Source organism: Paracoccus sp. (in: a-proteobacteria) (assembly GCF_032007265.1).
Classification (GTDB): Bacteria; Pseudomonadota; Alphaproteobacteria; order Rhodobacterales; family Rhodobacteraceae; genus Paracoccus.
In genome coordinates, this window is record NZ_DALZMB010000022.1 from 1 (window position 1) to 14,057 (window position 14,057).

A 14,057-nucleotide genomic window follows, 5' to 3' on the forward strand; every position below is an offset into this window, starting at 1 on the left:
GATTTTCCGGGCGCTGCCTCGCGGCGCCTTTAGATATTGCGGGCTCCCGCCCGTCCAGATGCGAAACGAAGGAACACGAATATGTCGCGCGTTTGCGAACTGACCGGCAAGGGCCCGATGAGCGGGAACAACGTTAGCCATGCCAACAACAAAACCCGCCGCCGCTTTTTGCCGAACCTGAACGAGGTCTCGCTGATCTCTGACAAACTCGGCCGCAGCTTCTCGCTGCGCATTTCGGCTGCAGCTCTGCGCTCGGTCGATCACCGTGGCGGCTTCGACGCCTTTCTTGCGAAAGCAAAAGACGCCGAGCTCTCGGATCGTGCTTTGAAAATCAAGCGTGAGCTTGGCAAAGCCTGATTTTGCTGGGCCTTGGCCCGCAAGACAGTGGTTTCGGAAAGCCCCGCCTTTGGCGGGGTTTTTCTTTTGGCAAAATGCTGAATGCTGACCGTGATCTGCACTGCGGGGCGATTTGCCACGCTGCTGCCCCGGAATCGGGGATGCTTCTGGCCGCATGCAGGACTATTCTGGCACCACCATGAAGCCCGTTTTTCGCCTGTTCCTGATTCTGCTGCTGGTCCTGACGGGCCAGACCCTTGCCGCAGCACGCGGCCAGGCGCAGATCGCGGGCGAGATGGTGCTTTGCGCGGGCGAGTTCACCACCGTCGTCACGGTTGATGCGCAGGGAAATCCGGTCAAGCGCGTGACGCTTTGCCCGGATATGGCGCCCAGCCTGATGAATGCGGTCGCGATCGCATCCCCCTTTCAGCCGCCCGCAGCCATGGTTCGCGCCTTTGTCGCAGGGCGGACAGTCACCGCGACGCATGAGGGCGAATCGATCTCGCCACAGGCGCGCGACCCTCCTTTTTTGGGCTTGATCTGAATTCATCAACTCAACAAGGACGATAGATATGACCCTGAAAATCACCGCTGGAATCGTTGCAACTGGTTTGGCTCTGCTGGCGCCGATGGGCGCTTTTGCCGATGGCGCCAAGATTGCGATCTCGGACGCTTATGCACGATCATCGAACCCGAAATCGGGGGCGGCCTATATGATTTTGAAAAACGACGGCGAGACCGCCTGCACCTTGACCAGCATTTCCACCACTGCCGCCGATATGGCCGAGCTGCATACGATGCGTGATGAAGGTGGCGTCATGAAGATGATGCCTGCCGATCCCGTGGTTCTGGCGCCGGGTGCCAGCCACAGCCTGACGCGGGGCGCAGACCATGTGATGCTGATGGGGCTGCACGAGCCGTTGCAGGATGGCGCGCATCTGCCGATGACCTTGAATTTCGGGGACTGCGGCACTGTGAATACCGAAGTGCCAGTTGATAACCAGCGCAAACCAGATGCACCATCGGGTGCGGGTCATCAGACCAATCACTCGAGCCATTGATGGCAGATGTCGTGCGGCCTGCGGCCCAGATCAGGGCCGCTGAGGCCTGATTTCGTCCAAAAGCTGGATGACTTTGGGGCCAAGAAGCTGATCTACGACCAGATCGACCCCTTTGGCTGATAGATGCAGGCCGTCCTTTTGCAAAAGGGCGGCCCTTTGTGACCCCGGGCTGGCCCAGATCGGGGCGTAAAGATCGGCAATCAGCAAAACATCATGGCGCAAAGCCAGCCTTTGCCACATGGCGCGAATCGCCTCGGCCTTGGGCTGGTCGTCATCGGGTGGGGCAATGCCAATCAGCAAAACCGGCCGACCGCCTGCCTTGGCCCGATCAAGAATCACATCCAGATTTTTTTCGATATCGGGGACGGCCCAGCCCATCAGCAGGTCATTGGCCCCCAGTTCGATGATGACCGCATCCTGCCCGCGCCGCAGCGACCAGTTAATCCGCACACGGCCCCCATAGGTGGTATCGCCCGAAAGGCCTGCATTGCGCAGGGTGCTGACATGGCCGCGCGCGCGCAGCCAGCGCCCCAGACTGGGCACCAGCCCGTCACGCGGGCTTAGGCCAAAGCCCTCGGTCAGGCTGTCACCAAAGACAAGGATGCGCGGCGGGGTGGGGGCCGTCGACTGGGCCCCCACAGGTTGCGCAGGCATCAGCAGCATGGGCAGCAAGAACCCCGACAAGACCCCTGTGATCACCATCCGGCGGCGATCAAGGCTTAGCCCATGATCTGACCGGGTGCTGTCCATGTCAGGTTGCGGCGGGGTATGATCTGCCCTCATGTGCTTGCCTTAGCCTGCGCGCCGCAAGCGCAGCGCATTGCTGACCACAAAGACCGAGGACAGCGCCATCGCGCCCGCCCCCAGCATCGGCGACAGCTGTGGTCCGCCAAAGGGCACCAACGCCCCCATGGCGACAGGGATCAGGGCGATGTTATAGCCAAAGGCCCAAAACAGGTTCTGGTGGATATTGCGCATGACGGCGCGGCTAAGTTTCACCGCCCGGACAACCCCCATCGGATCACCGCCGACAAGAACGACCTCGGCTGATTCGATGGCGACATCGGTGCCCGTACCAATGGCAATGCCGGTCTCGGCGGCGGCAAGCGCGGGGGCATCGTTAATCCCGTCACCGACAAAGACCGTACCCGCGCCAAAGTCGCGAATGGCTTGCAGTTTCCCCTCGGGCAGAACACCGCCATGCACCTGGTCCATGCCAAGCTGGCGTCCGACGGCCTCGGCGGTGGCTTGGCTATCCCCCGAGATCATCGCGGTTTTCAGCCCCAGTTCATGCAGCGCCCGGATGGTCTCGACCGCTTCGGGGCGGATCGGATCGGCAAGCCCCATCACCGCGACATGGCGCCCGTCAATGGCCACATGCACCGGGGTCGCGGCACGAGCGGCGAAATCGGCCGCTTTGCTCAACAGCTCAGGATTGGCCGGTATGCCATCCTGTTCCAGCGCCGAGGCATTGCCGATCAGCAGCCGATGCCCCTCGACCGTGGCGCTAAGGCCGCGCCCGGTCGAAGTCTGGACATCTTGCGGCGCCGGGATCGCGATATTTTGCTCGCGTGCTGCGCTGACGATGGCCGCGGCCAAAGGATGCTCGGAACGGCTTTCGGCCGAGGCGGTCAGGCGCAAGGCCTCGGTGGCTGTGATGGCGTCGCATTCGATTGCGACCAGCGCGGGGCGGCCTTGGGTCAGGGTACCGGTCTTGTCAAAGCCTACGATCTTGGCGTCGGACAGGCGCTGCAAGGCATCTCCGCGCCGAAACAGCACGCCCAGTTCCGCGCCGCGCCCGGTGCCCACCATGATCGAGACAGGCACGGCCAGACCCATGGCACAGGGGCAGGCGATGATCAGGACCGAGATCGCCGCGACCAGCGCATGCGTTAGCGCAGGCTGGGGCGAAAAAATCATCCAAAGCGCAAAGGCGAGAACCGCCAAGGCGATGACTACGGGCACAAAGACCGCTGTGATGCGGTCCACCACTGCCTGAACCGGCAGTTTGGCCGCCTGTGCATCCTCGACCATGCGGATGATGCGCGCCAAAGCGGTATCGCCACCGGTGGCGGTCACGCGAAAACTAAGGGCAGAGGTGCCATTGACGGTGCCGCCGGTGATGTGCTGGCCCGGCGCTTTTTCGACGGGAACCGGCTCGCCGGTCAGCATGGATTCGTCAATCGTGCCGCGACCTTCGGTGATGATCCCGTCAACGGCGACCCTTTCGCCGGGCGCAAGCTGCACGACATCGCCGGGTACCAGATCGGCGACGGCGATCGATTGCGTGCCGCCTTCGCGCACCACCGTGGCCGTGTCGGGGGCCAGTTCGACCAGTTTGCGAATGGCATTGCTGGCCTGACCTTTGGCCCGCGCCTCAAGCCAGCGCCCCAGCAAGATCAAGGTGACGATGACGGCTGCGGCCTCGAAATAGACATGGCGCGCATCGGCGGGCAGCAGCTGGGGCAGGAAGGTCGCGACCGTCGAGTAAAGAAAGGCCGCGCCGCCACCCAGCGCGACAAGGCTGTTCATCTCGGGGGCGCCGCGCAAAAGCGCAGGCACACCAAGTGAAAAGAACATGCGGCCGGGCCAGATCAGCACCAGCGCCGTCAGCACAAATTCGACCATCCAGATCGTCTGCATGCCAAAGGCTGCATAAAGCCAGTGGTGCAAGGCCGGAACCGCATGACCGCCCATTTCCAGAATGAACACGGGCAGGGTCAGCGCAAGGGCAATCAGGAAATTGCGCTTGAGCCGGGCGGCGTCATCTTCGTGGTGGTGGCTATGCTCGTGTTGCTGGGACGGATCCTGGGTGCGCAGCGTGCTTTTATAGCCCTTGGCGGTGACAAGATCGGCCAGCGATTGCGGCAAAATTCCCGCATCATGGGTGATGGTCGCCGTCTGGGTCGCCAAATTGACAACCGCCGATGTAACGCCGGGCACTGCGGTCAAAGCCTTCTCGACACGGCCCACGCAAGAGGCGCAGCTCATCCCCGACACATCCAGCCGCGTCTCGCGCGGGGCTGCGGGATAGCCCAGCTTGCCCAGTGCGGCGGTGGCTTGGGGCAGTGCATCGGCCGTATCCAGCGTCAGATAGGCCCGGCCAGTTGCCAGATTAACGCGCGGATCGCGAACGCCCGGCACAGCGCGCAGCGCCTTTTCAACGCGCCCGACACAAGAGCCGCAGGTCATACCGGAAATGGTCAGCTCGACCTCTGATGAAGACGCCTGAGCGCTAGGTAGTTTAGAGGAATGGTCCATGGTTTTTTCCTGTTCCGAAATCGATGTTCAGCGGTTCGGAGACAGAAAAGGGCGGGGCCTGAGGCCGTCGGGGCTGGCTGACAGGGGGCTGCATCCTTTGGATGCACAGCCAACCATTCACATTGGGCCGCGATTGTTCCGCCAGCGGAACAAAGGGCAGGTCATGCAGGCTGAGACGGGCCAGACGCGGACGCGCCGCGATGTGACAGCGGCAGCGCCGATCGCCACGGCCTCGGCAAAGATGTTGCGCGCGCATGGCAACATTGCGGCGATGCGCGGGGCATTTCCGGTTTGTCTGCTGGCATGTGGCTGCGGTTTTGGTCATCATTCACCTATATGCACAAAGCTAGTGACACAGGCGACACGTTTCAAGCCAAGCCGTAGTCGTCACGTGGCTTTGAGTTGAAACGGACAAAACTTGCCTATAGGCGGGCAGGAAGAACACAAGAGATTGCAGGACAGGACATGAACCGTCGCCAGATTTTGATGCTCTCTGCCTCGATGATTGCGGCGCCTTCGCTGCTTTTTGCCCAGCAGGGGCTTCCAGCCGCGCCGCGCGCCAATCCCAAGGCCGAAGCCAAGCGTGATCCCTATGCCCCCACCGAAGTCGCGATCCGTCCGGATTTCGAGGTTGGCAGCATCGTCGTGGTTTCCAAGGATTACTTCCTTTACCATGTCATCGCACCGGGTCGCGCGATCCGCTATGGCGTTGCCGTTGGCAAGGCCGAGCTGGTCTGGCGCGGCAAGGCCACCATCGGTCGCAAGACTGAATGGCCCAGCTGGACGCCGACGCCCGCGATGATCAAGCGCAATCCCAGCCATTACGCCAAATGGGCCGATGGCATGCCTGGCGGCCCGCAGAACCCGCTGGGTGCGCGCGCGCTTTATCTGTATGACGCCAAGGGCAATGACACGGCGATCCGTATTCACGGCACCACCGAGCCGGGCTCGATCGGTCGCTCGGTCTCGAATGGTTGCATCCGGATGCGCAACGAGGCGGTGATGGATCTGTTCGAGCAGGTTCCGATCGGCACGCCCGTTTACGTCTATTGATCTCAGGTCATGACCCTGAAAATTGATAAGGTTCTGGACCCCGCTTTTGCGGGGTTCGACACAATTATCGATGTGCGCTCTCCTGCGGAATTTGCCGAGGATCACCTGCCGGGCGCCATCAACCTGCCGGTGCTGGATGATGAACAGCGCGCGCAGGTTGGTACGATTTACAAACAGATTTCCCCCTTTGATGCGCGCAAGCTGGGCGGGGCATTGGTGGCGGCAAATGCGGCACGCCATATTTCGACAGTGCTTGCTGACAAGCCGGGTAGCTGGAAGGCTTTGGTCTATTGCTGGCGCGGTGGGCAGCGGTCGGGCTCTTTTGCGATGATCCTGTCCCAGATTGGCTGGCGGGTCGACAAGATCGAGGGCGGCTACAAAAGCTGGCGTGCCCGCGTGGTCGAGCGGGTGACAAACCTGCCGATTTCGTCGCCCATCATCGTGCTGGACGGCAATACCGGCAGCGCCAAGACCGAGATCTTGCAGCATCTGGCCGCACGCGGACATCAGGTCATCGACCTTGAGGGGCTGGCCCATCATCGCGGCAGCCTGTTTGGGGCGATGCCGGGGGGGCAGCCGTCACAAAAGATGTTCGAGGGGCATTTGGCAGCCGCCCTAGAAAGCCTTGACCCGACGCGTCCCGTGCTGATGGAGGCCGAAAGCTCTCGGATCGGCGATCTGTCCTTGCCTCGCGCGGTGTGGAAGGGGCTTTGTGGTGCCCCGCGCCTGCATCTGTCGGTGCCGCTGGCCGCGCGCGCGGCCTATACGGCTGCTGCCTACTCCGACATGACGGCCGATCCCGAAGCGATCTTGGGGATTATCGACAAGCTGCGCCCGCAGCATTCGGCGGCCCAGATCGGGCAATGGCGCGAGCAGGCAGAACAGGGGCAATGGGCCGATCTGGCCGAGGGGCTGATGCAGCAGCATTACGACCCGCGCTATAACAGTCACCGCGCGCGCCATGATGATGGCCGTGGCGCCGTGGTTGAGCTGGAAGGCTTGCGTGATCTTGAGGGCGCAGCCAGCCGGGTCGAGGCGGCTTTGGCACAAATGGCCGCGCCCAGCCGGGCATAGCCTTAGGCTTTGGCACCCATGCTGGTCTGGGTCTGATCGCGTAGAAAGCGGCGCAGGATTTGCTCTAGCTTGGCTGCACCCAGCGGCGCCATGGCCTTGGTATGCTCATGGCTGATCGATTCATCGCTGAGCCCTGCGCCCATATTGGTGATCACCGAAATCGCGGCACAGCGCAGCCCTAGAAAACGTGCGAGGATCACCTCGGGAACGGTGGACATGCCCACGGCATCTGCGCCCAGGATTTTGGCCGCGCGAATTTCGGCGGGCGTCTCAAAGGACGGACCCGAGAACCAGCAATAGACCCCTTGGGGCAAAGAGACGCCCTCGGCTTGGGCGGCGGCCACCAAGGCGCTGCGGATTTCGGGATCATGGGCCGCCGTCATGGGCACAAAGCGGGCCTCGGTCGGCTCGCCAATCAGCGGGTTGGTTCCAGCAAAAGCAATGTGATCGGATAAAAGCATAAGGCTGCCGGGCGGCATATCTTCGCGCAGCGATCCAGCGGCATTGGTCAAGATCAACTTGTTGCAGCCAAGCGCCTTGAGCACCTCCAGTGGCAGCCGCATGGCATCGGCACGCCCGGTCTCGTAATAATGCGATCGCCCCGCGAAGACCGCGACAGTGCGGCCCTCGAGCTTGCCGATCACCAGCTGGGGCACATGACCCGATACCCCGGCATGGGGAAAGCCCGGCAAGACCGAATAGGGGATGGCCGTGCCCTCGATCTGGCCAGCAAGATGCCCAAGACCCGATCCCAGCACCAGACCGTATTCGGGCACGGTATCGCCCAGACGGTCACGGATCAGGCGGGCCAGTTCAACGCTCTTTGACATAGGGTTCTCCGCCCGCGCGTGGCGGGATGGCGCGGCCAACAAAGCCTGCCAGAATGATGACGGTCAGGATATAGGGCAGCGCGTTCATGAACATCGAGGGTAGGGTGACCGGGCCAAGATGCAGATCGGGAAAGCGGTTGGCCACGGCCTCCATCAGGCCAAAGAGAGCGGTCGCGAATAGCGCGTACCACGGCCGCCATTTTGCGAAAATCAGCGCAGCCAGCGCGATATAACCGCGCCCGGCCGTCATCTCGCGGACGAAACCGGCGGCAAGGGCCGTTGAAAGATAGGCCCCCGCCAAGCCACAAAGCGCGCCACAGATCAGAACCGCGCTATAACGCATCCGCGCCACCGAGACCCCGGCCGTATCAACCGAGGCCGGATTCTCGCCGACCGCGCGCAGCCGCAGGCCAAAGCGGGTGCGATAAAGGATCCACCACGTCAGCGGAACGCAAAGAAAGGCGAGATAAACCAAGATGGTATGGCCGGAAATCAGCTCGGCGTAGATCCGTCCGAACACCCCCTTATCGCGCAGGCTATCAGCAAAGGGCAGGGTGATTTCACGAAAGCGCGCCGCCCCCTCAAGGGATGGCGTGCGTCCGCCAAGGGCGAAGATCCTTTGGCCCAAAAGGACGGTCAGCCCAGAGGCAAGAAAGTTGATCGCAACCCCCGAGATCAGCTGATTGCCCCGAAAGGTGATCGAGGCCGCGCCATGGATCAGCGCCATTGCCAGCGCGCCGCTGACCCCCGCGATCAGTCCCAGCCATGCGCTGCCGGTTGCATAGGCGACCGAGGCAGAAACAAAGGCCGCCAGCAACATCTTGCCTTCCAGCCCGATGTCGAACACGCCTGCACGTTCGGAAAAAAGCCCGGCCAGACATGCGAAAAGCAAAGGCGTCATCAGACGGATCGCGCTGTCCAAAATCGGTAAAAGCGTGTCGAAATCCATCAGCCAAGCCTTTTCTTGCGGCGGGCTGCAAACAGCCGCTCTAGTGGCATGCGCACCATATTATCCAGCGCGCCGGTAAACAGGATGACCAGCGCCTGAATGACAGTGATCAGCTCGCGCGGGATCGAGGTCCACAAGGCCAGCTCGCCTCCACCCTGGTACAGAAAGCCGAATAAAAGCGCGGCCAGCAGCACGCCGAACGGATGGTTTCGACCCATCAATGCGACGGCAATGCCAATGAAGCCCGCCCCTTCGACCGAGTTCATGACCAGACGCTCGGCCTCGCCCATGACGTTGTTGGTGGCCATCAACCCGGCCAATGCGCCCGAGATGAGCATGGCGAGGACCGTGATCTTGGTGGGCGATATGCCTGCATAAAGGGCAGCGGGCTCGGATTTGCCGAAGGCGCGGATCTCATAGCCCAGGCGACTGCGCCAGATCAGTAGCCACACCGCGCCACATGCCAAAAGCGCCAGCAGCAAGGTGATATTGGCCGGGGTGTGTTCGCCCCATTTGATGCCCAATCCGGCCAGCATTTCGCTGATCGAGGGCAGATGCGTGATCGCAGGAAAACGCGGGGTGGCGGGGTCCATACTGCCCAAGGGGCGCAGTTTGTTCACCAGAAGATAGTTCAGCAAAGCGGCGGCGATGAAATTGAACATGATCGTGGTGATCACGATATGGCTGCCGCGTTTGGCTTGCAGCCATGCCGGGATCAGCGCCCAAAGCGCGCCAAAGCTTGCCCCCGCTACAGCCGCCCCGATCAGCGCGACCGACCAATGCGGCCAGGGGATATAAAGGCAGGCCAAAGCCACGCCCAACCCGCCCAGTGTTGCCTGACCCTCGCCGCCGATATTGAACAGCCCGGCATGATAGGCCACCGCCACCGCCAGCCCGGTAAAGACGAAGTTCGTCGCGTAATACAGCGTGAAGCCCCAACCATAGCTAGAGCCAAGGGCGCCGGTCACCATGACCTTCAGCGCCTCCCATGGGTTTTCGCCAATGGCCAGAATCACCAGCCCCGAGATTGCGAAAGCCAGCACCAATGAGATCAAGGGCGTCAGGATGACATCAGCCCATTTCGGCATTTTCTCCATCAGAGCGGACCTTCATTGGCAAGCGAAGCGGTATCTTGCGGATCAAGCCCAGCCATCAGGCAGCCCAGCTCGGTTGCAGAGGTGCTTGCCGGCAGGCGCTCGCCCATGATGCGGCCGTCAAACATCACAGCGATCCGGTCCGATAAAGAACGGATCTCGTCCAGTTCGACCGAGACCAGCAGCACGGCCTTGCCCGCATCGCGCAGCTCGACGATGCGCTTATGGATGAATTCGATCGCGCCGATATCGACCCCGCGCGTGGGCTGGCCGACAAGCAAAAGATCGGGGTTACGTTCGATTTCGCGGGCGACCACCAGTTTTTGTTGGTTGCCCCCCGAAAAATTCTTGGCCGCCAGATCGGGATCTGGAGGGCGGACATCAAAGCGGGCAATCTTGCCCTCGGCATCGCTGCGCAAGGCGCGCTGATTCATCAGGGGACCGGAATTGAACTCGGCTGCGTCCTGATAGCCAAAGCCCGTGTTCTCCCAGGCGGAAAAATCCATGATCAAGCCCTGGACCTGTCGATCTTCGGGCACATGCCCGATGCTGCGCTTGCGGCGGGCACGCGCATTGCTGGCGGGGCCAGACAATGGCAGGGCAAGGCCATTGACCAGAATTTCACCGCTGATGCGTGCGCCAGGCTCGGGATAGCCGCCCAGGATCTCAAGAAGTTGGGTCTGTCCATTGCCGCTGACGCCCGCAAATCCAAGGATCTCACCCGCGTGAATGGTAAAGCTGATGCCGCGCAATCGCTCGACCCCGTCGCGGTCGATCATGGAAAGATTGCGAACCTCAAGCACGGGGGCACCGGGGTGGGCCGGGGCTTTGGCGACGTTCAGCAAGACTTTGCGCCCCACCATCAGCTCTGCCAATTGCTCGGGGCTGGTCTGGGCCGTCGCCACCGTGGCCACCATCTCGCCACGCCGCATCACCGAGACATGGTCGGTCACGGACATAATCTCGCGCAGCTTATGCGTGATGAGGATGATGGTTTTCCCCTCATCGCGCAGGCCGCGCAGAATGCGAAACAGATGATCGGCCTCGGCGGGGGTCAGCACGCCCGTCGGCTCGTCCAAAATCAGAATATCGGCCTGACGATAGAGTGCCTTAAGGATTTCGACGCGCTGCTGATGACCGACTGAAAGCTCTTCGATCAGAGCGTCTGGATCAACCTGCAGCTCGTATTCCCGAGCCAGCCGCTTCAGCTCGCCCCGCGCCCGCGCCAGCGAGGGCCGCAAAAGCCCGCCATCTTCGGCGCCAAGGATGATGTTTTCTAGAACGGTGAAGTTCTGGACCAGTTTGAAATGCTGAAACACCATGCCGATGCCTGCGCGAATGGCGGTCTGGCTGTCGGTGATGGTGATCGGCTGCCCATTGATCAGGATGTCACCCGAATCGGGGCGGTAAAAGCCGTAAAGAATCGACATCAGCGTCGATTTCCCGGCCCCGTTTTCCCCGATAATTCCGTGAATCGTGCCACGCGGGACCGCAAGGCTGATGTCGCGATTCGCTTGAACCGCCCCGAACGCCTTCGAGATCCCGCGCAATTCGATGGCCGGAGCCGCTGAAACCTGCGGATTAAGCCCAGCCCCGGCCGTCAAGGTCATTTACTGAACCGGACAGGTGTTGTCGGTCATGTAGTCATGGGGTTTGATCGTCCCGTCCTTGATCTCGGCCGAGACTTTTTCAATCGCCGCCGTCATTTCCGGCGTGATCAGGGGCGCATTGTTTTCGTCCATGGCCAAGGCGACGCCGTCGGATTTCAAATCCATCATGCGCGTCCCGGTTTGCAGATCAGCACCGGCCTTGAAGGCGTCAAAGACCGCATTATCCACGCGCTTGACCATCGAGGTCAGCATCTTGCCCGGATGCATGAAGTTTTGGTTGCTGTCTACGCCGATGGACAAGATCCCCTCGTCTGCGGCGGCCTGCAGCACACCGATGCCCGTGCCCCCTGCGGCGGCATAGATGACATCCGCGCCTTGCGATTTCTGCGCCTTGGCCAGCTCGCCACCCTTGACCGGATCGTTCCATGCTGCAGGGGTCGTGCCGGTATAGTTGATCAAGACCTTGGCTTCGGGATTGGTCGCCTTGACCCCTTGGGCATAGCCACATTCAAATTTGTGGATCAAAGGCACATCCATGCCGCCGACAAAGCCCACTGTGCCGGTCTTGGATGCCATCGCCGCCAGAACGCCTGCAAGATAGCTGCCTTCGGGTTCTGCAAAAACCACCGATTGAACGTTGGGCTGATTGACCTCGGTATCGATGATCGCGAATTTCGTATTCGGGTAATCGGGCGCAACCTTGTCAAGAACTTCGCCAAAGGCAAAGCCGGTCATGACAATGGGATTGGCCCCGGTTTCGGCAAGGCGACGCAAAGCCTGCTCGCGCTGCGCCTCGGATTGCATCTCAAGTTCCTTGTAGCTGCCGCCGGTTTCGGCCTTCCACTTTTCCGCACCGCGATAGGCGGCTTCGTTGAAGGATTTGTCGAACTTGCCGCCAAGATCAAAGATCAGCGCGGGATCAGCACAAGCAAGCGCCGGCGCAAAAGCAAGTGCGGCAGCACCAGCCAGCAGGGATTTCAACAAGGACATGGCCTACCTCATTCAATTCGGCGCAGGATTCCGCGCACTCGTCTGAATTTGGGCGCAGCCACGCCTTTGCGTCAACAGGGATTATTGCCCTAAGCCAACTCGCGGCTCAGGACCAAGCCATCGCACCCCGGCGCGTAATAATCGCGACGCTGCCCCGATTGGGTCCAGCCATGTGCCTGGTAAAGCGCAAGGGCAGGGGCATTATCCGCCGCCACCTCTAGAAAAGCGCGGCAGGCCTGTCGTTGGGCTGCCGCCTGCTGAAACTCTTGCAAAAGCGATGCGCCAATGCCGCGCCTGCGCCGCTCGGGCGCCACGGCAAGGGTCAGTAATTCCGCCTCATCGGCGATCACGCGACCCAGCAAAAAAGCCCCCTCGCGGCTAAGCAAGAAGCAGCCATAACTGCCCAGCAGATCGCGGATCTCGGCCTCGGACCAGGGGCGGGGATGTTGCGAAAAGGCGCTGGCATGGATCAGCGCGGCCTGGGCTGGGGTCATGGCCAAGGTGGTCACGGTAAAATAACGGGACCACGATCGCGCGCGGGGGCGGCATCGGCTGGGCGCAGGTAATGGGGGGCCGGGCGCGGCTGAGGCTGTTGGCTGCGCTGCAGGGCAAGCCGGGCGATACTGACGGCGATCGGTTGCACGGGCTGGGATGGCGCGGGGCCATCGGGCAGAAGGTCTGCCGCACAAGAGGCGGGCTGACCAACAGGGCCAGCTGCGTCGAAATCTTGCCAGATCACCTCGCCAGCACGGGCGGGAAAGATGACGCGGCACGGACGGGGCAGGCCCATCGCCAGCGCTTCAGTTGCGGTGATGCCGATGGCCGGAATTTTCAGCGCAAGCGCCAATCCGCGCGCGGCAGAGACCGCGATACGGATACCGGTGAAATTACCCGGCCCTGTGCCAACGCCCAAAACATCCAGATCGCGCCAGGATTTTCCGGCCTCGGCCAGAACCTCGTGCAAAAGCGGCATCAGCTGTTCTGCCTGACCGCGGGCCATATCGATATGGCGCGCTGCCAAAACCGTGTCGTTCAAGATCAAAGCGGCCGCGCAATGCGCGGCCGATGAATCAAATCCCAAGCAAAGTCTATCAGCCAACGGGCCGCACCTCGGTCACTTCGGGGATGTAGTGGCGAAGCAGGTTCTCGATCCCCATCTTCAGGGTCAGGGTCGACGAGGGGCAACCTGCGCAGGCACCTTGCATATGCAGATAGACCACGCCGCGATCAAAGCCGTGAAAGGTGATGTCGCCACCGTCCTGTGCCACTGCGGGGCGCACGCGAGTGTCCAGCAGCTCTTTGATCTGATTGACAATATCGCTGTCTGGGCCGTCGTGGCTGACATGGCCGCCCGTTGCAGCCGTGCCTTCGATCGCCGTAGCGCCTGACTGGAAATGTTCCATGATCGCGCCCAGAACCGAGGGCTTGAGGTGATCCCAGACCGCAGCATCGGATTTCGTAACGGTGATAAAATCCGAGCCAAGGAATACGCCAGCAACGCCGTTCACGTCAAAGATGCGCCGGGCAAGCGGGCTGGTCGCGGCGGCATCGGCCGTCGGGAAATCCGCCGTCCCCTGGCCGAGAACGGTCTCGCCCGGAAGAAACTTGAGCGTGGCGGGGTTTGGCGTGGTTTCAGTCTGGATGAACATGGCAGCTCCTTTTGCGGAGATATGGGGATTGAGGCCCCTTCAAGTCAAGCTCTCGCAGGGTCATCGGTGGGCCGCAGCAGGCTAATCTTTTCAGGTGATCTGCTCAAGCCGCTCGCGCGAAATATCCCCCGGAACGATGGTCACCGGGCA

At 61.7% G+C, this 14,057-nt stretch carries 15 protein-coding genes; 5 read left to right on the forward strand and 10 right to left on the reverse strand.

Annotation, left to right across the window (positions count from 1 at the left end):
* Nucleotides 1-81 precede the first annotated feature (81 nt).
* From rpmB to RTS12_RS06825, 3 genes are all read left to right on the forward strand, one after another.
* On the forward strand, nt 82-357 hold the full coding sequence (gene rpmB / locus RTS12_RS06815; protein WP_312526761.1) for a 50S ribosomal protein L28: 276 nt from the start codon (nt 82-84) through the stop codon (nt 355-357).
* Nucleotides 358-511: 154 nt separating this feature from the next.
* A complete protein-coding gene (locus RTS12_RS06820; protein ID WP_312526763.1) occupies nt 512-880 on the forward strand; it encodes a hypothetical protein in 369 nt (122 codons plus the stop codon).
* Between the two features lie 28 nt (nt 881-908).
* Complete coding sequence (locus tag RTS12_RS06825; RefSeq protein WP_312526764.1) at nt 909-1,397, forward strand: copper chaperone PCu(A)C; 489 nt, start codon at nt 909-911, stop codon at nt 1,395-1,397.
* 30 nt (nt 1,398-1,427) lie between these two features.
* Here RTS12_RS06825 and RTS12_RS06830 read toward each other — a convergent pair whose 3' ends face one another.
* A complete protein-coding gene (locus RTS12_RS06830; RefSeq protein ID WP_312526766.1) occupies nt 1,428-2,180 on the reverse strand; it encodes a GDSL-type esterase/lipase family protein in 753 nt (250 codons plus the stop codon).
* Nucleotides 2,181-2,189: 9 nt separating this feature from the next.
* Nucleotides 2,190-4,658, reverse strand: coding sequence for a heavy metal translocating P-type ATPase (locus tag RTS12_RS06835; protein WP_312526768.1), 2,469 nt, complete (start codon nt 4,656-4,658; stop codon nt 2,190-2,192).
* 465 nt (nt 4,659-5,123) lie between these two features.
* Here RTS12_RS06835 and RTS12_RS06840 point away from each other — a divergent pair, with 465 nt between their 5' ends.
* Together RTS12_RS06840 and mnmH are read left to right on the forward strand one after the other, a co-directional pair.
* Entirely contained in the window at nt 5,124-5,711 is a 588-nt protein-coding gene (locus RTS12_RS06840; RefSeq protein WP_312526770.1) for a L,D-transpeptidase, read from the forward strand.
* Between the two features lie 9 nt (nt 5,712-5,720).
* Nucleotides 5,721-6,785, forward strand: a complete 1,065-nt coding sequence (mnmH, locus tag RTS12_RS06845) for a tRNA 2-selenouridine(34) synthase MnmH (RefSeq protein ID WP_312526772.1) — start codon at nt 5,721-5,723, stop codon at nt 6,783-6,785.
* Between the two features lie 2 nt (nt 6,786-6,787).
* On the opposite strand, the gene RTS12_RS06850 is transcribed toward mnmH, so the two are convergent.
* The 8 genes from RTS12_RS06850 to RTS12_RS06885 all read right to left on the reverse strand — a co-directional run bounded on the left by RTS12_RS06850 (nt 6,788) and on the right by RTS12_RS06885 (nt 13,907).
* Nucleotides 6,788-7,615 carry a purine-nucleoside phosphorylase gene (locus RTS12_RS06850; RefSeq protein WP_312526774.1) on the reverse strand — a complete coding sequence of 276 codons (828 nt, stop codon included), beginning with the start codon at nt 7,613-7,615 and terminating at the stop codon, nt 6,788-6,790.
* Nucleotides 7,599-8,564 (reverse strand): ABC transporter permease, encoded by a 966-nt coding sequence (locus RTS12_RS06855; RefSeq protein WP_312526776.1) that lies wholly within the window; start codon nt 8,562-8,564, stop codon nt 7,599-7,601. Before RTS12_RS06855 ends, RTS12_RS06850 begins: the two co-directional genes overlap by 17 nt.
* Nucleotides 8,564-9,661 (reverse strand): ABC transporter permease, encoded by a 1,098-nt coding sequence (locus tag RTS12_RS06860; protein WP_312526778.1) that lies wholly within the window; start codon nt 9,659-9,661, stop codon nt 8,564-8,566. Before RTS12_RS06860 ends, RTS12_RS06855 begins: the two co-directional genes overlap by 1 nt.
* Nucleotides 9,661-11,268 (reverse strand): ABC transporter ATP-binding protein, encoded by a 1,608-nt coding sequence (locus RTS12_RS06865; RefSeq protein WP_312526780.1) that lies wholly within the window; start codon nt 11,266-11,268, stop codon nt 9,661-9,663. The genes RTS12_RS06860 and RTS12_RS06865 overlap by 1 nt, the downstream gene beginning before the upstream one ends.
* Nucleotides 11,269-12,258, reverse strand: coding sequence for a BMP family ABC transporter substrate-binding protein (locus tag RTS12_RS06870; protein ID WP_312526782.1), 990 nt, complete (start codon nt 12,256-12,258; stop codon nt 11,269-11,271). It lies immediately after the preceding gene.
* An 89-nt stretch (nt 12,259-12,347) separates the two neighbouring features.
* Nucleotides 12,348-12,752 (reverse strand): GNAT family N-acetyltransferase, encoded by a 405-nt coding sequence (locus RTS12_RS06875; RefSeq protein WP_312526784.1) that lies wholly within the window; start codon nt 12,750-12,752, stop codon nt 12,348-12,350.
* Between the two features lie 11 nt (nt 12,753-12,763).
* Complete coding sequence (gene tsaB / locus RTS12_RS06880; protein ID WP_312526787.1) at nt 12,764-13,357, reverse strand: tRNA (adenosine(37)-N6)-threonylcarbamoyltransferase complex dimerization subunit type 1 TsaB; 594 nt, start codon at nt 13,355-13,357, stop codon at nt 12,764-12,766.
* On the reverse strand, nt 13,350-13,907 hold the full coding sequence (locus RTS12_RS06885; protein ID WP_312526789.1) for a NifU family protein: 558 nt from the start codon (nt 13,905-13,907) through the stop codon (nt 13,350-13,352). Before RTS12_RS06885 ends, tsaB begins: the two co-directional genes overlap by 8 nt.
* Nucleotides 13,908-14,057 lie beyond the last annotated feature (150 nt).